The 17309-nt window shown below is 56.4% G+C and carries 14 protein-coding genes; 10 read left to right on the top strand and 4 right to left on the bottom strand.

Features of this window, described 5'->3' with window-relative positions; translation table 11 throughout:
• Positions 1-36: 36 nt before the first annotated feature.
• A complete protein-coding gene (locus B0E33_RS20985; RefSeq protein WP_077292328.1) occupies positions 37-1791 on the bottom strand; it encodes a methyl-accepting chemotaxis protein in 1755 nt (584 codons plus the stop codon).
• 222 nt (positions 1792-2013) lie between these two features.
• Positions 2014-5598 (bottom strand): hydantoinase B/oxoprolinase family protein, encoded by a 3585-nt coding sequence (locus B0E33_RS20990; protein WP_077292329.1) that lies wholly within the window; start codon positions 5596-5598, stop codon positions 2014-2016.
• A 202-nt stretch (positions 5599-5800) separates the two neighbouring features.
• Here B0E33_RS20990 and B0E33_RS20995 point away from each other — a divergent pair, with 202 nt between their 5' ends.
• Positions 5801-6043 carry a hypothetical protein gene (locus tag B0E33_RS20995; RefSeq protein ID WP_077292330.1) on the top strand — a complete coding sequence of 81 codons (243 nt, stop codon included), beginning with the start codon at positions 5801-5803 and terminating at the stop codon, positions 6041-6043.
• 2 nt (positions 6044-6045) lie between these two features.
• Here the strand turns inward: B0E33_RS20995 and B0E33_RS21000 are convergent, their stop codons facing one another.
• Positions 6046-7497, bottom strand: a complete 1452-nt coding sequence (locus B0E33_RS21000) for a glycosyltransferase family 39 protein (protein WP_077292331.1) — start codon at positions 7495-7497, stop codon at positions 6046-6048.
• Between the two features lie 223 nt (positions 7498-7720).
• Between B0E33_RS21000 and B0E33_RS21005 the strand changes: the two genes are divergently transcribed.
• The 7 genes from B0E33_RS21005 to arsH all read left to right on the top strand — a co-directional run bounded on the left by B0E33_RS21005 (position 7721) and on the right by arsH (position 12882).
• A complete protein-coding gene (locus B0E33_RS21005; RefSeq protein WP_077292332.1) occupies positions 7721-8716 on the top strand; it encodes a TRAP transporter substrate-binding protein in 996 nt (331 codons plus the stop codon).
• A gap of 75 nt (positions 8717-8791) precedes the next feature.
• Positions 8792-9349, top strand: coding sequence for a TRAP transporter small permease (locus B0E33_RS21010; RefSeq protein ID WP_077292333.1), 558 nt, complete (start codon positions 8792-8794; stop codon positions 9347-9349).
• Positions 9349-10653, top strand: coding sequence for a TRAP transporter large permease (locus tag B0E33_RS21015; RefSeq protein WP_077292334.1), 1305 nt, complete (start codon positions 9349-9351; stop codon positions 10651-10653). Before B0E33_RS21010 ends, B0E33_RS21015 begins: the two co-directional genes overlap by 1 nt.
• A 202-nt stretch (positions 10654-10855) precedes the next feature.
• Positions 10856-11314: a winged helix DNA-binding protein gene (locus B0E33_RS21020; RefSeq protein ID WP_208984317.1), complete on the top strand. Its 459-nt coding sequence runs from the start codon at positions 10856-10858 to the stop codon at positions 11312-11314.
• A gap of 66 nt (positions 11315-11380) precedes the next feature.
• On the top strand, positions 11381-11719 hold the full coding sequence (locus B0E33_RS21025; protein WP_023000467.1) for an ArsR/SmtB family transcription factor: 339 nt from the start codon (positions 11381-11383) through the stop codon (positions 11717-11719).
• A 16-nt stretch (positions 11720-11735) separates the two neighbouring features.
• On the top strand, positions 11736-12149 hold the full coding sequence (arsC, locus tag B0E33_RS21030) for an arsenate reductase (glutaredoxin) (RefSeq protein WP_055655490.1): 414 nt from the start codon (positions 11736-11738) through the stop codon (positions 12147-12149).
• Positions 12142-12882: an arsenical resistance protein ArsH gene (gene arsH / locus B0E33_RS21035; RefSeq protein WP_206051388.1), complete on the top strand. Its 741-nt coding sequence runs from the start codon at positions 12142-12144 to the stop codon at positions 12880-12882. Before arsC ends, arsH begins: the two co-directional genes overlap by 8 nt.
• Positions 12883-12901: 19 nt before the next feature.
• Here the strand turns inward: arsH and B0E33_RS21040 are convergent, their stop codons facing one another.
• Complete coding sequence (locus tag B0E33_RS21040) at positions 12902-15106, bottom strand: putative bifunctional diguanylate cyclase/phosphodiesterase (protein WP_208997674.1); 2205 nt, start codon at positions 15104-15106, stop codon at positions 12902-12904.
• Positions 15107-15472: 366 nt separating this feature from the next.
• Here B0E33_RS21040 and B0E33_RS21045 point away from each other — a divergent pair, with 366 nt between their 5' ends.
• A complete protein-coding gene (locus tag B0E33_RS21045; RefSeq protein WP_077292335.1) occupies positions 15473-16165 on the top strand; it encodes a J domain-containing protein in 693 nt (230 codons plus the stop codon).
• Positions 16162-16926, top strand: coding sequence for an N-acetylmuramoyl-L-alanine amidase (locus tag B0E33_RS21050; protein WP_077292336.1), 765 nt, complete (start codon positions 16162-16164; stop codon positions 16924-16926). The genes B0E33_RS21045 and B0E33_RS21050 overlap by 4 nt, the downstream gene beginning before the upstream one ends.
• Positions 16927-17309: the final 383 nt, after the last annotated feature.

The raw sequence follows: 17309 nt of genomic DNA on the forward strand, positions 1-17309 counted from the left end.
TTTGGCAGGTGTTCCGGAGAGCGTGGCGAGCAGTTGTCAAGCTGCGCGCAGGTGACCGAGAAAATCGCCTAACCCGTCGCGAATTGTCGTTATCTGGGAGGAAATGTTCTGAATGCCTCCCACGACTTCCTGCACCCTGTCGCCGGATATCTGCGCTGCCTGGTTCACTTCGGAGATATTGAAGGTAATGTCGGCACTCCCTTGCGCGACCTGATGCGCGTTTTTGGCTATTTCTGACGTAACTGCGTTTTGCTCTTCAATCGCAGAGGCAATTCCGGAAATCTGTTCGCGAATTTCCATCATGGCTTTGACAACCGTGGTAATTGCATCAGAACAGGTTGCCGCCCCGGACTGGACACCGCTCAGCTGTGAACCAATCTGATCGGTTGCCTGTCCGGTTTGCGTGGCTAGCGCCTTTACTTCAGAAGCCACGACGGCAAATCCCTTGCCTGCTTCGCCAGCTCTCGCTGCTTCGATAGTTGCGTTCAAGGCCAGCAGATTGGTCTGGGCAGCAATGTCGCTGATCAGTTTCAGGACATCCGTGATCTCCTCTGCCGATGTAGACAGTTTTCCGACTGTCTCTCCGGAAACTTCGGCCTGTTCAGATGTACGAGAGGTGGAGGAATTCGCGAGTGTAATCTGGCGGCTGATTTCGTGAATTGAACTCGCCAGTTCCTCAGACGCGGATGCAACAGATTGGACCGATGCTGTGGCCTGTTCGGCTGCAGCGGCAACCGTGTTGGACCTTTCAATGGTCTCATGACTGTTGCGCGCCAATTCGTCGGCACCGGACGCAAGTTCACTCAATGCAGAAACCGCTGTGTCGCAGCTGGTCATCAGGAGCCTTTCAAGCTCGTCGGCCAACCGCAATCTTGTATCGCGACGATCCGCTTCTGCCTGCATTTCTTCTTCGCGAGCCTGTTCCTGCAGGCGCTTCATCTCGATCGTGTTTTCACGGAAGGTTTCGAATGCGCTTGCCACCTGACCGATTTCGTCATTCGTGCGTACATTGACTTCCACATCCGTGTTGCCTCTAGCGAGCTCCAGAAGGCCTGCGGTGACCTGGTGCAAGGGACGGGAAATCAGATATCTGGCGAAAAGGACTGAGCCGACAAGGCACAAAATCAAAGTCAGCGCCGCGGTGATCGCGATTTGCTGAAAGGCCTGTTTCTCGTGTTCTTCTGCAGATGACGCCGCTGTTTGCGTAAAACGCTCGATCTCGGTGAGTAGCGACACCAGTTCATGGTCGAGGCGAGTCTGTTCCTTTTCCAACTCAACGAGAAGGGTGCTCGCATCGGAGAGGTTGTTCTGTTCGATCTTCGCCAAGATACCAGCTATTTCTGCAGAATAGGTTTGGTACTCGTTCTCGATGCGTTTGAGCTGTTCGAGCGTTTGGGAAAACTCGTCCCTTTGCGTATCGGATGCCGACTTTTCCAGCGCCGAAAGGGCGAGTGCTTCCGCTTTCAGAATTTCATCGGAAACCTGTTCGTTCAGAGCGGCCAAAGTGGATTTCAAGGCAGCGGTTGATTCAGCATCTTCGCCGGAGGTCAGGCCGGATACGCGCATGATCCGTTCAATCACCGCTGCCTGCTGTAGTTGATGATTGGCAACCTGACTGATTGCTTGCGTGAGTGGAATATCCTTTTCCGCAATGTTTTGAAGTTCCTTCCCGATCATTCCCATCTGAACGATGGCAACTGCGGCCACAACAAGCAGGCCAAGACTGAGGAAAGCAACCAATGCTAGAATTTTTGCGGCAACTGAAGTTGCAATGGGATTTGATGCAAACATTTCTCAAAAGCCCGAGTTTCTCAGCGCCATAGGCAGCGCCAGAGTTGAGGTTGTGTCAGTTTAGGCGGACTCAGATTGAAAAAACGGTAAACTTTGTCCCTGAGAGAAAGAATAATTCTCGTATAGGTAGAAGTGACGATGTGCATATCTACAGCGAGATAACAAAAAAACGGCCACCCAATCAGGTAGCCGTTCTTTTTCTTCGATCTATTGGAATTTGGATCAGGCGTGGCCCCAACCGCCCGCTGTGGGCGTGATAACGGTGACCGCTTCTCCTGCCTCAAGAACCGTCTGATCACAGCCCTCCAGTTGTTGGATCTCGCCATTCAGCCGCCGAACTTCGGTGCGGCCGAGTTCACCGTCGCTGCCACCGTCCAATCCTTTCGGCGGAACAGTACGGTGTGACGCCAGGATCGCGCAGTCCATTTTCTCAAGGAAACGCAAGGTCCGTTTGGTACCATCACCTGCTGACCATTTGCCTTTGCCACCGGACCCCTTGCGGATATGGAAATCCTCCAGGAGAACCGGGAAACGGAACTCCAATACTTCTGGGTCGGTTAGCCGCGAGTTGGTCATGTGGGTGTGGACACCATCCGTACCATTGAAGCCAGGCCCTGCCGGCGAGCCGGAACAGATGGTTTCATAGTACTGATACGTGTTGTTGCCAAATGTCAGGTTGTTCATCGTTCCCTGAGCATTGGCCATGGCACCAAGAGCTGCGAAGACGGCATTGGTGACATGCTGGGACGTTTCCACGTTACCCGCCACGACCGCAGCCGGATAGGAAGGCCGCAACATGCAGTCATCCGGGATGATGATGTTGATCGGTTTGAGACAGCCGGCGTTCATCGGAATGTCGCCGTCTACCATCACCCGGAAGCAATAAAGGATTGCCGCACGGGTCACAGGTTCCGGCGCATTGAAGTTGTTCGGCTTGACGCCGGAGGTCCCGGTAAAGTCGACCGTTGCCTCGCGCTTTGATTTGTCGACGGTAATCTTGACCTTGATCACGGAGCCCTGGTCAGTCGGATACTCGTATTCGGAGTCCTTCAGCGCCTCGATCACGCGGCGAACGCTTTCTTCCGCGTTGTCCTGAACGTGCCCCATATAGGCCTGGACCACGTCCAGTCCGAAGTGGGTGACCATCTTCCTAAGTTCCTGGATACCCTTTTCGTTTGCGGCGATCTGTGCGGACAAATCGGCGACGTTCTGATGCGGGTTGCGGGCGGGGTAGGGATGGTTGGTCAGAAGCTCAACCAGTTCCTGTTCGCAGAAACGTCCTTCGTCGACGATCTTGAAGTTGTCGAACAGAACACCTTCCTCGTCCACGTTGGTCGCGCGCGGCGTCATGGAGCCTGGGGCAGAGCCGCCGACATCAGCATGGTGGCCACGGGACGCCGACCAGAAAAGGATCTCCTTGCCTTCGTCATCGAAGACCGGCGACACAACTGTGATATCCGGTAAGTGCGTGCCACCGTTGTACGGGGCGTTCAATGCAAACACGTCGCCCGGCTTGATCTTGCCCTTGTTGAGCTTGATGACCGTTTCCACCGAACGGTCCATGGACCCCAGATGAACCGGCATGTGTGGTGCGTTGGCAACCAGTGCACCGTCTGCGTCGAAGACGGCACAAGAGAAATCAAGACGTTCCTTGATGTTGACCGAGTATGCGGTGTTCTGAAGGGTGACCCCCATCTGTTCCGCAATAGACATGAACAGGTTGTTGAACACTTCGAGCATGACCGGGTCGGCGTGCGTTCCGATGGCTTCTGCGCGTTTCAACGGCACGATACGCTTCAGGATCACGTGATCCTTTGAATTGATTTCCGCCTGCCAGCCGTCTTCAACCGCGATCGTGGCATGTGGTTCGATGATCACCGCCGGTCCGGTCACCTTCATGCCCGGTTTCAGCACTTCGCGTTTGAAGATACCGGCCTTGTGCCAGGTGCCTTCGGAGTAAATGCTTGTGGAGGTTGCCGGGGAGGCCGTCCCTGTGGCCAATGTCAGATCCGGCTCGGTGAGACCGGCGCCGCCACCGGCCGTTTCGACTTCCAGGGCTTCAACGACGACCGGTTTTTTCTCATAGGCAAAGCCGAATTGTTTTTTGTGTGCATCCTCAAAGGCTGCCCGCATTTCAGAGACGGACCCGAGGGGGACCGGTAGCGGCGTGTCCGTGCCGTCGTAACGCAAATGCGCGGTTGCGGTCGTGCGGCGCGCGGCGGCAGTGATCGACTGCCTGTCGAGTTCTGCTTCAGTCTGGCTGGCAAGCTGATCACGAAGAGCCTGCAGTTCAGGGATCAAATCGTCCGTAAGTGTCTTCACGACGGCCTGTTGCCGGTCTGCGCGGATATCAGCCAGTCCCATGCCGTATGCCGACAGGATGCCCGAGAACGGGTGCAGAATGACGGTCTTCATGCCGAGACTGTCAGCAACGCGGCAGCCGGTCTGGCCACCAGCGCCACCGAAGCAGGTCAACGCGTATTCGGTCACGTCGTAGCCGCGTTGGACCGAAATCTTCTTGATGGCATTGGCCATGTTCTCGACGGCGATTTTCAAGAAGCCGTCTGCAACATCTTCCGGGGTGCGTCCATCGCCAATGCGCACAGCCAGATCCGTGAAACGTTTGCGAACTACATCGCCGTCAAGCGGCTGATCCTGGTCCGGGCCAAAGATCTTCGGAAAGAATTCCGGTGCCAGTTTGCCTGTCATCAGGTTGGCGTCTGTAACGGTGAGTGGCCCGCCGCGTCGGTAGCAGGCCGGACCCGGATTTGCCCCGGCTGAATCGGGGCCCACCTGAAAGCGGCCGTCTGCATAATGAAGGATCGAACCGCCGCCAGCTGCAACCGTATGGATCATCATCATCGGAGCGCGCATGCGCACACCGGCGACTTCCGTTTCGAATGCGCGTTCGTAGTCGCCGTCGTAGTGGCAGACGTCTGTAGACGTGCCGCCCATGTCAAAACCGATGATCTTTTCGAAACCGGCCATGCGTGAGGTCTCGACTGCGCCGACAACACCTCCGGCCGGGCCGGACAGGATTGCGTCCTTGCCCTGGAAGAGGTCTGCAGCGGTGAGACCTCCGGAAGACTGCATGAACATCAGCCGCGGACCTTCGCCCAGTTCTTCCTGTACCTGGTTCACATAGCGTCGCAGGATGGGTGACAGATAGGCGTCGACCACAGTGGTGTCGCCGCGTCCCACCAGCTTCATCAGCGGTGACACTTCATGGGACACAGAGATCTGCGGGAAGCCGATGTCTTCAGCAATCTTTTTCAGAAGTTGTTCATGGGCCGGATAGGCGTAAGCGTGCATCAGCACGATTGCGATGGAGCGAATGCCGTCATCCCATGCGGCCTGCATTGCACTACGGGCCTGTCCTTCGTCCAGCGCGAGTTCCAGTTCGCCATCGGCGCGGACACGTTCGACAATCTCGTGGACGCTCTCATAGAGCAGCTCAGGCTTTATGATTTCCTTGGCAAAAATATGCGGTCGCGCCTGGTAGCCGATCTCGAGGGCATCCCGAAAGCCTTTCGTGATGAACAGAGCTGTTCGCTCACCCTTGCGCTCCAGAAGTGCATTGGTGGCAACGGTCGTGCCCATCTTTACGGTCGCGATCTTGTCCGAGGGAATAGTCGCGCCTTTTTCCACACCAAGCAATTCCCGGATGCCTTGAATGGCGGCATCGCGATAGGCTTCCGGATTTTCGGAGAGCACCTTGTGCGGATGCAGCGTGCCGTCCGGTGACCTGCCGACGATGTCGGTAAAGGTGCCGCCACGGTCGATCCAGAAATCCCACTTGGCTGTCATGATCTTCCCTCTGATGCTGCCGGCTTTAAGGAACACGCGATTCCATGCCGATAATTAGCGTTTTGATAGCAAGTGAATTTATGCTGACATTTTATCGATAAAATGTCGATGAAAAAATCTGAATGGGTTGTTATTTGATCTTTTTATCGCCTGCGGTACCCCCATATGACCTTGTGGTAAAAGGGAAAACTGAAAGCTGGCGATGTTGGAAAACGATAAATCAGAAGAACGGGATCCGTTTCTGCTGCGTCTGGCGGAGGCTGTCGACTTCACAATCAGTATACTGACAGCAGACCTCTGGTTCGTTGGCATCTTCCTGCTTGTCGCCCTGTTTCTCGGCGTTTCCCTGCTTGGGCTTTTGCTGGAAGTTGCAATTGGTGCAGGGGTACTTGCGGCTGTTGCTGTCTGTTTCTGGTTGTTTTGCGACTTGCATCCAGGCGAGTGAGATTATTCGACAGGGTCTCGCTCCAAAAGTGTCAGGCCACTGGCTCCCCAGCCAAAGCGCCTGGCTGCCGGAGTGCCTTCCCGCGGGGCAAAGGCTTCTTGCGCTTTGCTTAGTTCATCACTGCTTGTGTGGACGATCAATAGCCATCGGGCATCAGCGGTGCCCTTGTTTATTTCGGCAATTGTATCAACTGGCGTGAAGGTGTTGGGGTCGCGCAGGTAATAAGACAGGGCCGGTGCGGCAAATCCCTTGAACAGCAAGAGATGATCGCCATCGGCTTTCTGTTCCAGATAGTCACGTGCGATCAGGCGCCATTCGGGGCGTATTCTCTCCAGCAGCGTGAATTTCAATTCGGGGAAACTCAACCATATCGCGGCAGCAAACAGTGCGATCGGTGCAACCTGTGGCGCCAGGCGCTGGGCTGTTACCGAGGCGAGCAGGATAAGCCCTGGCCATGCCGCGATCAGGTATCGATCAAAAAGGATCGGCTGCACGCTTATGGAATAGAGATAGGCCAAAAGCGGTGGACCAACGGTGTAGGCAAAGCAAACGAGGATTGCATCCGTACTTTGCGGTTTGCCGAAGTACCTGCCTGGCAGGTGAACGATGGTCAGGAGACTGGCGACAGCCAAACCTGCCAGCACCCAGAACAATGGCAGTGACCCGGCTATGCTGAAAGCGATGTTGATGAGAAACGTCGGATCAGGATAAGCAATCCAGAAGCCTTCTTCGGCCACCGACCTTGCTCGCATCGCCAGGATGATCAACCAAGGTAAAAAGGCAAGCGCGCTTGCTGCCATTGCAAGGCAGACAAGAACCGCATTGGTGAGACTGATGCGGCCGGATTTCAAAATGCCGGTCAATGCCAGGATGCCGCAGACCACACCAACGGATGCGAAGCCCAGAAGGGCGTAGATGTGACTGTAGAGGAACAGGGCTCCAGCCACTCCAAGCGCTACCAGCCGCCAGGCCGATGACCTTTCAAGGTTTTTCAGAACCAGAAGCAGAAAGGCGAGCCCGCATGTTGCCAGCAGGGCATACATGCGGGCTTCTGTCGAATACCAGATGTGGAACGGTGAGACGGTCAGGAGAGCGGCAGCAAGCAGGCCAGTGGTGTTTCCGGCCAGCGTCTTGCCAGTCAGAAAGATTAGCCAGACGGCAAGAACGCCCAACAGCACGGATGGCAAGCGCAATGCTGTTTCACTGTCACCTGCCAAGGGCATCGTCAGCCAGAGCAAAATATTATGCAGTGGCGGATAATTGTCAGCTGCAACGGCGGTCAACAGCTCGGCGATGGTTCCCTTGGACTGGATCCAGCTGACGGCTTCATCGTACCAAAGGCTCGTCCTGTCCAGGTTCTGAAAGCGTAGCAAGGCCGCCACTGCCAAAATGAGCGCCAAAATCAGGCGGTTGGCGCTGTTGCCAGTCAAGAGGCGTTGGTTGGTGTTTGGCACGAATTCAGGTTTCCAGGTTGTCTGGCCGGAACGCTAGCCAATCCTTTTCGCGGAGGGAAGGACGCTTTGGTTTTGAAGATGACAATTACAATTTATCGATAAATTGTTGATGTTGGTGATTTTTGAGTCTAGTGTTTGTGAAGATGTGCTCCACAAGGTGTTCGAAGAATGCACCTCGAGCAGCATCCCGACGGGTAATCCCCGCTTCCTAGAGGAGAAAATCATGCTGCAATCTCGTTCCCTGACACGTGCCGGAATCCATCTGGCTGCTGCCGCCGCATTCGGCCTTGCGGGTTTCACCGCTGCTTCCGCTGAAACCAAGTGGGACATGCCGACACCTTATGGTGACAGCAACTTTCACACACAGAACATTGCCGCCTTCGCTGAAGAAGTGAAGGAAAAGACTGACGGCTCGCTGGTCATTCAGATCCACTCTGCGGGATCGCTGTTCAAGCATCCGGAAATCAAGAACTCGGTCCGCAAGGGGCTTGCCCCGATCGGCGAAATTCTGGTGTCCCGCCTTTCCAACGAAGACGCGGTCTTCGGAGTGGATTCCGTACCTTTCCTGGCTCCGTCCTATGATCAGGCCTGGAAGCTTTACCAGGCGTCGAAGCCTGCACTGGAAGAAAAGCTCGGCGAGCAGGGACTGCAGCTGCTTTATGCCGTGCCGTGGCCGCCACAGGGTATCTACGCCAAAAAGGAAATCACCAAGGGTGATGATCTCAAGGGTTTGAAATTCCGTGCCTACAACACAGCGACTGAACGCCTGGCCCAGCTGGCTGGCGCCGTGCCGACGCAGGTTGAAGTGCCGGATATTCCGACCGCCTTTTCCACCGGTCGTGTCGAAGCCATGATCACGTCACCGTCCACCGGTGCGAATTCCAAGGCCTGGGACTTCCTGAGCCACTATCATGACACCCAGGCCTGGCTGCCGAAAAACATGGTGTTCGTCAACAAGGGTGCTTTCGACGCCCTGAGCGACGACGAAAAGGCAGCTGTCCTTGAAGCCGCCGATGTTGCTGAGAAGCGCGGCTGGGAAGCATCCAAGGTAGAAACCAAGACGCAGACCCAGGTTCTTGTCGACAACGGCATCACTGTCGTTCAGCCGAGCAGCGAGCTGATCCAGGATCTCGCAGCAATTGGCGAGACGATGGCTACCGAATGGCAAGAGGAAGCCGGTGAAACCGGCCAAGCCGTTCTCGAAGCCTATAAAAACTAAACAGCTAAAGAAGCGCCGGACCTAACAAGTCCGGCGTTTTTTTAATATCAGCTGCACATCCGGTAGGGGAAGCCGATGCGAAAGGCTTTGAATACGCTTTATCAAGCGTCAACGGCTATGGCTGCGTGTTGTCTCGTTGTCATTGCCAGTCTCGTTGTTCTTCAGGTGTTTGGACGCATATTCGACTGGTCTCGAACGGTTTTTGGTCTTGAGCCACTCGGGCTGCAGGTTCCTTCACTTGCTGAAATTGCAGGTTTTCTGCTGGTAGGGGCATCCTTTCTTGCCCTATCCGGGACGCTGCGCAACGGTGATCACATCAGGGTCGCGATCCTGCTGCAGTCCGTGCCCAAAGCTGGGGCGCGTATCCTGAATGTCTGGGCGGTTGCGGTGGCTCTTGCGCTGGCGGCATTCTTTACGTGGAACGCCGGACAGCTTGCGCTCGACAGCATCAAATTCAACGAAACCTCCTACGGCGTCATTCCGATCCCGCTCGTCTTTCCGCAGTCGGTGATGACTTTCGGACTGCTGGTATTCTCAATCGCTTTGCTGGACGACCTGATCATGGCGCTCACTGGCAAGGCGCCGAGTTTTGAATCGGTCGTGAAGGCCGATCCGATAGAGGGGAAAGAATAATGGATCTCTCCCTTGTCGCCCTCCTGCTCGGCATTGGAATGCTGGCGGCGCTTGCAACCGGTATCTGGGTAGCCGTTGCGCTGTTTGCCGTCGCGCTTGCTGCAATGATGGTTCTTGTATCTGCGCCTGCCGGTCCCGTTCTGGCAACGACGGTTTGGGGGGCATCGAACTCCTGGGATCTGACGGCGCTGCCCATGTTCATCTGGATGGGTGAAATCCTGTTCCGATCTCGTCTGTCGGAGGACATGTTCGCCGGTCTTTCGCCCTGGATGCGCAATCTGCCGGGCCGGCTGCTGCATGTGAACATTCTCGGGTGCGGTATCTTTGCCGCCGTGTCGGGTTCTTCAGCCGCTACCACCGCCACCATCGGTCGTATGTCTCTGCCTGAATTGAAGCAGCGCGGGTATGACGAACGCATGGCGATCGGCACGCTGGCAGGGTCGGGCACACTGGGCCTGCTCATTCCGCCATCGATCATCCTGATTGTTTATGGCGCTGCGACCGAGCAGTCGATTGCGCGGTTGTTCATGGCAGGCGTTCTGCCAGGGGCAATGCTTTGCCTCCTGTTCATGGGCTATGTCGCGATCTGGGCACTGCTGAACAAGGACAAGATGCCTGCGAAGGAGGAAGTCATTCCCTTCATCGAGCGACTTCTTGCAACGCGCAGGCTGTTTCCGGTGATCGGTCTGATCGTCGGTGTGATCGGCTCGATCTACGCGGGTCTTGCTTCGCCCACAGAGGCGGCGGCCATCGGCGTCATGCTTGCCTTGCTTCTGTCCTGGGTAAGCGGAACGTTGAGCCGCAAGAGCTTTGCTGAAGCGTTGATGGGCGCAACGCGAACATCCTGCATGATCGCGTTCATTCTGGCCGGCGCAGCATTCCTGACCGTTGCCATGGGGTACACCGGCATCCCGCGTGAGTTGGCTGCCTGGATCGGTTCGCTGAACCTGTCACCCTACGCGCTCCTCATTGCCCTGACGCTGTTCTTCGTGGTGCTCGGGTGTTTTCTGGATGGCATTTCGGTGGTGGTTCTGACGACCTCCGTGATCCTTCCGATGGTGGAGCAGGCAGGCCTCGATCTCATCTGGTTCGGTATTTACCTGGTGCTGGTGGTCGAAATGAGCCAGATCACGCCACCTGTCGGGTTCAATCTGTTCGTGCTGCAAGGCATGACGGGGTACAACATCTTCAAGGTTGCCCGCATGGCCTTGCCGTTCTTCCTGTTGATGATCCTGGCAATCGTCTTGATTGTGACCTTTCCGGGCTTGGCTCTTTGGTTGCCGCAGACGATGTTGAGCAACTAGTGCATTCCTCCCCGTGACCGAATAGGGGCGGATGTACGCACACCTTTGAAACGATCAGAAAAGGGCCTTCGACCGGTTTCGGTCGGAGGCCCGCTGAAAAACCAAACTGTGCCGGAGATCAGATGTGACGGATAATCCCGACTCCAGAAGCGATGCCCCCATCGGGCCTGTTGTCTCTGCAGCGCATCTTGCCTCCGGTGCAATGCCTGCGCTTTCGGAGATCGAATTCGCGGTGACCATGATGGTCAATGCCTATCACCGATGGATGGTACGCTGCATGGCGGCCAGCGGGTCGCAGGGGCTTGGTCCCCTTGATGTGCTTGTGCTTCATTCGGTCAATCACCGCGGCCGAGCAAAGACACTGTCAGACATCTGTCTTGTGCTGAACATCGAAGACACTCACACGGTTACCTATGCGCTGAAGAAGCTTGAAAAGGCTGGCCTCATTTCATCTGGCCGTCGGGGCAAGGAAAAGACCGCCGAAATCACGAAATCAGGCGAAACTGCCTGCCTTGAGTACCGGCGTCTGCGCGAGGCTCTCCTGGTCAAGCCAATGAAGGCGCTGGGCCTCGACGAAAACGAACTCTCCAAACTTGCCGCTACATTGCGACTGGTGTCCGGCAACTACGATCAGGCCGCTCGCGCCGCTGCAGCCATGTGATATGCACACAGGGGAATGTTCGCGTTCATTTGTTGAATATTCCAAAATTTCTTGTGGTATCGAATTATGGAAGATCAGGAAGCAGTCTCTGCATTGGGTGCCTTGGCACAGGAAGACCGGCTGGCGGCGTTCCGGTTGCTGATGACGGTCGGGCCAGATGGGTTGCCGTCCGGCTCGGTTGCCGAGCGACTGGACATACAGCCAACCAGGATGTCGTTTCATCTGACCACGTTGGAACGGGCCGGGCTGCTGACGACCCGCCGGGAGGGCAGGCATATTCTTTATGCGGTCGACTATGACCGCATGCGGAACCTTCTGGGTTTTCTGATGGAAGACTGCTGCGGCAACGATCCCGCTGTCTGCTGTTTTCCGGCAGCAGATTTTAAGAAACCTTCGGGACTTTGACAGGACGATACCTCACATGAGCATGACGATTTATCACAACCCGAAATGCGGCACGTCCCGCAACACGCTGGAAATGATCCGTAAATCCGGCGTTGAGCCGCAGGTTATCGAATATCTGAAAACACCGCCGAGCCGCGAAGAACTCGTTGACCTCATCAAGCGCACCGGTCTTCCGGTGCGGGACATCCTTCGCCAGAAGGGAACGCCCTATGATGAATTGGGTCTCGGTGAGGACAGGTGGACGGACGACCAACTGATCGATTTCATGATGGAACATCCGATCCTGATCAACAGGCCGATCGTGGTGTCGGAAAAAGGCGTCCGCCTGTGCCGTCCGTCCGAGAAGGTGCTGGACCTGTTGCCAAAGGATATCGGGTCTTTCACCAAGGAAGACGGCGAAGTGGTTTCGTCCGGAGCGCCAGATGCCTGAGCCGAAAAGTTCGCATGCAGACTTGAAGAACGTGACGGCGGCAGACTTTCAGGAAATCGACCGGGAGAAGTTGCAGGTTCCAACGGGGCCGTCGCATCCACCGCGGATATTGCTGCTCTATGGTTCCCTGCGCGAGCGGTCCTACAGCCGCTTCCTCGTGCACGAAGCACAAAGACTGCTGCAGGCTTATGGTACGGAGACCCGGATCTACGATCCATCAGGTCTGCCGCTTCCCGATGACAGCGGTGCCGATCATCCCAAAGTCACCGAACTGAGAAATCTATGTGCCTGGTCCGAAGGACAAGTTTGGTGCTCTCCCGAACGCCATGGGGCAATGACCGGTGTACTCAAGTCGCAGATTGACTGGATCCCGCTGAGTTTTGGCGCCATCCGGCCGACACAGGGCAAGACACTGGCCTTGATGCAGGTTTCGGGAGGTTCGCAGTCTTTCAATGCAGTCAACCAGATGCGTGTCCTCGGCCGCTGGATGCGGATGGTTACCATCCCCAATCAGTCGTCGGTGCCCAAGGCCTACCAGGAATTTGACGACGATGGCCGCATGAAACCATCGGCCCTTTACGACCGGGTGGTCGATGTCATGGAAGAGCTCGTCAAGTTCACGCTGCTGGTTCGTGGCCGATCGGACTATCTCGTCGATCGTTACTCCGAACGCAAGGCAGACCGCGAACGGCAGTCGGCCGCTCAGGATGCCGCAGCCGGGGTCAGCCTCTGAAAACCTTCAATCGCGGTTTTCAGCCTGCAGTCTGCAAGGGGACCTGCTCAATCTGCGGCGTCGGGTCTTCGCTGTTCCCACCAGTCGCCGGTTGCGGGGCAGCGGGCCTCACGCTCTTGGCAAGTTTGGGGGCAAGGCGAATGCGCGGTGGCACCTGCGCCGACGTCGCTTGATGCTGCATTCGGGGGAACCAGCGTCTACCGGCTGGGCTGAGTGGAAACACCGGATACGCGGCCTCGTGTTTTGCAACTGTATCAGGTTTGCCGAACAGGAAACCCTGGACGAGATCGCATCCGGCCGCGCTCAGCAGAATGGCCTGTTCCTCGGTTTCGACACCTTCCGCGGTAATCGTGACATCCAGCGAGCGGCCGAGGCCCACGATCGACGTCACGATGGCGTCGGTACTGGCATCCTTGCCGAGGTTCTGTATGAAGGCCTTGTCGATCTTGATCTTGTCGAAGGGAAACAGGCTCAGGTAGCTCAGCGATGAATAGCCGGTTCCGAAATCGTCCATGGCGATAGAAACACCCATGTCGCGGATCTGCTGAAGTGTCTCGATCACTGCGTCCGTGTTCGAAATCAGCAGGCTCTCGGTGATTTCAATTTCAAGCCGCTTGGGGTCTAGACGGGAATTCTGAAGCGCCTGGGCAACGCGTTTCTGGGTTTCGCCGGCAATGAACTGAGCGGGAGAAACATTGACTGCGACCTTGCGCGAGCGGTCCTGCCATAACGCTGCTTCGCGGCAGGCGTGGTTGAGGACCCATGTTCCGATTTCCTCGATAAGGCCCGTGTCTTCTGCAATCGGGATGAAATCGTCCGGCCGGATGATACCCTTGGTGGGATGGTCCCAGCGGATCAGCGCCTCATAGCCTTTCAGTGTTCCGTCCTTCAGCGCATATTGCGGCTGATAGAGCAACTTGAACTGGTTGAACTTGAGTGCTTTGGCGAGTCCTTCTTCCACTTCCTTGCGTTTCTGCGCCTCTGCATCAAGGCTTTGTGTGTACCACGAGAAGGTGGAACGCCCGCTGTGTTTGGCCCGATATAGAGCAAGGTCCGCGCAATGAAGCAAACGAGAGGAGCGCCAGGAGCCGTCGGTTGCCCTTGCAAGACCAATGGACAGCGAAATCCTGATGTCCTTGCCGTCGATCGTGCAGGGAGCTTCGGTTGCGGCAATCATGTCCGTTGCAAGTCGGGTCATGCGGGCGGGGTCGGACAAGGATGTCAGCATGACAGCAAATTCATCGCCTGAAAGGCGGGCGACCAGGTGGTTTCCGAAAACCGCCTTCAGGCGTTCCCCCACGATCTGAAGAAAAACGTCGCCGATGCCATGACCATAGGTGTCGTTGATTTCCTTGAACTTGTCGACGTCGATCAGCATGACGCCGATATTGGAAGCCTTGGCCTGTGCAAGGCGCAGCGCCTCGGTCAGGCGCGCGTTGAAGACGGCGCGGTTCGGCAAACCTGTCAGCGTGTCGTGATGTGCCAGATACTGAATGTCTCTGCTGGTCTGGAGCTGGTCATAGAAGCGCAGCCAGAGGAGAATGCCAGCAAACATGAAGGAGGCCAGGCAAAGACCGCCAATCGCGGCACTGATCAACCAGATCAGCGGCGTGAGGCCATTCAGGATTTCCGACTGGGTCACCAACAGCAAAAGCCCCGGAAAGTCCGGGGAGGCTCCTTCGGGACGGTAGGCAATCAGTGCATTCGCCCCAAACGATCCGTGCCACGACATGTCCGGGATGGCAACGAGCGGGCTGTTGCCGTTCAGAGCGGCCTTGGCCTGCGAGATCGTATTACTGGTACGAAGCCGCCCTTCACTATGCCAGTGAATTTGCACCGGTGAGGGGCGCTGGAGGCTGGATCCGGTTGGCGCAGGGAAGATCGCGACCGCGTCCAGTACCTTGGATGTCTCCGGAGCCTGGCCGGCATTGCGTTGCAGTTCGCCAACCAGGTCGTTCGGCTTCCGTCTGTCGGCAGAAGCCTCTTCGGTCAGCCGCAATGCGGACATGTCGGCTGCCGGTTCGGTTTCGATCCGGCTCGCCAATGCCTGCAGGATCGAGTTGAAAGTCTTTTCCTGCGGCAGGAAAGCTTGCTCAAGACCCCGGACGACCAGCCAGTGCGTTAGAAGACGATTGCTCGCGTAGACACCCAGCGCCAGCGTCAGCACCAGCGACATGGAAATGAAAAAAATGACAATGTTGCTTCTTCCCAGGGGGACTGCCATCCGGCGAGGAACCATCTTGCGAACACGAGTCGCGAAAGGCTAAGCGTAATTCCTTTAACCATCATGAATCGCAAGGTTGCTCAAACCCAAGGGAAACCCGAGGAAAATGGTGGGGCAGGCCTGGCTGTCCGCAAACTGCGGAGCTGCGTTGCAGTGGTCCATTCGAAGGTCCAAAACATCGGCGTTCGGGAACTCGGTTTTCGCTTGTCCAGGGGCGCGACCAGCTGAAGCACCAATGGGGACAGGCGAGCGTTGATCTGGTCAAATCCGGCCCATGCCGATAAGAGTCTGCAACGCATCGATTCATGCGGTTCACGGCAAGCTTTCCTGCCTGCCTTTTCCCACCGGCCCAGCGGGAGCTGAAGTGTGAGTGTCTGGAGTAGCCTCGGCGCTATTGTAAGTTCGATCGGATCAGGAGGGGCGCAGATCGTCGACCGCCTGGTCCAGCTCGTGCTTGCGCGGCCGGAGGGGACCAACAGTGTCGGTTTCACCGTTGCGATGATTGCGCTGTCGGCCAAGATGGCCAAGGCCGATGGTGTGGTGACCACCGATGAAATTATCGCTTTCCGCGAACTTTTCGATGTACCGCCCAACGAAGAACGAAATGTCGCCCGCCTGTTCAATCTGGCGCAGGAAGACATTGCCGGCTTCGAGGTCTATGCCAAGAAACTGGCGGATCTGTTCCCATACGACCGCAAGACGCTGCTCGACATTCTGGATGGGCTTTTTCACATTGCGAAAGCTGACGGCGTCGTCCACGAAAGCGAAATAGGCTACCTTTCCAGAGTGGCGGAGGTCTTCGGGATCGATGACCGGGAGTTTTCCAGGATACTCGCCAGACATGTGCGCAATGATGGCAACCCCTACGAGGTGCTGGGTTTGGGACCGGAGGCAAGTGACGGTGAACTCAAGTCCCATTACCGCCGAGAGGTCCAGGAAACGCATCCCGACCGGCTGATCGCAAGAGGCGTTCCGGAGGAGTTCGTCAGGATTGCGAATGATCGTCTTGCGGCGCTGAACGAAGCCTGGGCGAAGATCTGCGCGGAAAGAGGTATATGAGCGTTGCGACTGATACCGGTGTGAAGGCCAGGGTCCATCCGTCTCCCAACCACGGACAGCGGGCACAGGGAGCCCCTGTGGATATGGTCGTGCTCCATTACACCGGCATGCCGACCGGCGAAGAAGCCTTGCAGCGCCTGTGTGATCCTCGTTCGGAAGTCTCTGCCCACTATGTCGTCAACGAGGATGGCAGCATCCTGCAATGCGTGCCGGAATCCCGCAGGGCCTGGCATGCGGGGCGGAGCTTCTGGAAAGGCGAGACCGACATCAATTCCCGATCGATCGGCGTCGAGATTGTCAATCCGGGGCACGAGCACGGCTATCAGCCGTTTCCGGAGCCACAGATCGAAGCCGTTGTCGCGCTTGTTGGCGATATCTGTGCCCGTCACGGGATCCATCCGTGGATGATCCTGGCGCATTCGGATATTGCTCCTGCCCGGAAGGAGGACCCGGGTGAACTGTTCCCATGGGATCGCCTGTCAGAAGCCGGCATCGGTTTATATGTAAAACCGTTTCCACTCGGGGCAGGCCTGCTGATGCAGGAAGGCGATAGCGGCCAGCCTGTTGAAGCGGTGCAGTCAATGCTCGCACTCTATGGCTACGAGTTGGACATCACCGGGGACTTCGACTTGAAGACACGCCAGGTGGTTGCCGCGTTTCAACGCCATTTCCGACCAGAGAAGGTTGACGGTGTCGTCGATCAATCGACCATCGAAACGTTGCATGCGCTGCTGCGCAAGCTGCCTTCCCTGTCAGCCTGATCGAACGGTCGGTTTGGTTTTTGTGCGGTTACGAGTTCGGACCAACGAAATAAACGCGCAGTCAACAAAATTAGTTCCCGCAACGCAGCATTTTTAGACGGCTCTGCGCCACGAGTGGTCACAGAATTTCTTCTGATGGCCCATCCATTGCCGAATTGCTTGCTAATTTTGGCCACAAACTACAGAAAATGACTAAGAACAGCATTAAATTCCTGTAATTTTATGTAATAATTTGAAATAATTCGTGATGTATTAGCGCCCATTTTCGTCCAATAGCTCCGGCATTTCTCCCGCCTGATTTCAACGCAACGAAAACCAAAAGGGCTGGACTGAATGTTACGGTCATTCAAGACACTTACTGGGGCGCTGTGCCTTTTCGCCTA

The sequence above is a fragment of the Roseibium algicola genome, assembly GCF_001999245.1.
GTDB classification, from domain to species: domain Bacteria; phylum Pseudomonadota; class Alphaproteobacteria; order Rhizobiales; family Stappiaceae; genus Roseibium; species Roseibium algicola.

What these genes read in the sequence shown, in the direction of transcription:
- B0E33_RS20985 (WP_077292328.1), bottom strand. Translation starts at nt 1,791, where the DNA reads ATGTTTGCATCAAATCCCATTGCAACTTCAGTTGCCGCAAAAATTCTA.
- B0E33_RS20990 (WP_077292329.1), bottom strand. Translation starts at nt 5,598, where the DNA reads ATGACAGCCAAGTGGGATTTCTGGATCGACCGTGGCGGCACCTTTACC.
- B0E33_RS20995 (WP_077292330.1), top strand. Translation starts at nt 5,801, where the DNA reads ATGTTGGAAAACGATAAATCAGAAGAACGGGATCCGTTTCTGCTGCGT.
- B0E33_RS21005 (WP_077292332.1), top strand. Translation starts at nt 7,721, where the DNA reads ATGCTGCAATCTCGTTCCCTGACACGTGCCGGAATCCATCTGGCTGCT.
- B0E33_RS21010 (WP_077292333.1), top strand. Translation starts at nt 8,792, where the DNA reads ATGCGAAAGGCTTTGAATACGCTTTATCAAGCGTCAACGGCTATGGCT.
- B0E33_RS21015 (WP_077292334.1), top strand. Translation starts at nt 9,349, where the DNA reads ATGGATCTCTCCCTTGTCGCCCTCCTGCTCGGCATTGGAATGCTGGCG.
- B0E33_RS21020 (WP_208984317.1), top strand. Translation starts at nt 10,856, where the DNA reads ATGCCTGCGCTTTCGGAGATCGAATTCGCGGTGACCATGATGGTCAAT.
- B0E33_RS21025 (WP_023000467.1), top strand. Translation starts at nt 11,381, where the DNA reads ATGGAAGATCAGGAAGCAGTCTCTGCATTGGGTGCCTTGGCACAGGAA.
- arsC (WP_055655490.1), top strand. Translation starts at nt 11,736, where the DNA reads ATGAGCATGACGATTTATCACAACCCGAAATGCGGCACGTCCCGCAAC.
- arsH (WP_206051388.1), top strand. Translation starts at nt 12,142, where the DNA reads ATGCCTGAGCCGAAAAGTTCGCATGCAGACTTGAAGAACGTGACGGCG.
- B0E33_RS21040 (WP_208997674.1), bottom strand. Translation starts at nt 15,106, where the DNA reads ATGGCAGTCCCCCTGGGAAGAAGCAACATTGTCATTTTTTTCATTTCC.
- B0E33_RS21050 (WP_077292336.1), top strand. Translation starts at nt 16,162, where the DNA reads ATGAGCGTTGCGACTGATACCGGTGTGAAGGCCAGGGTCCATCCGTCT.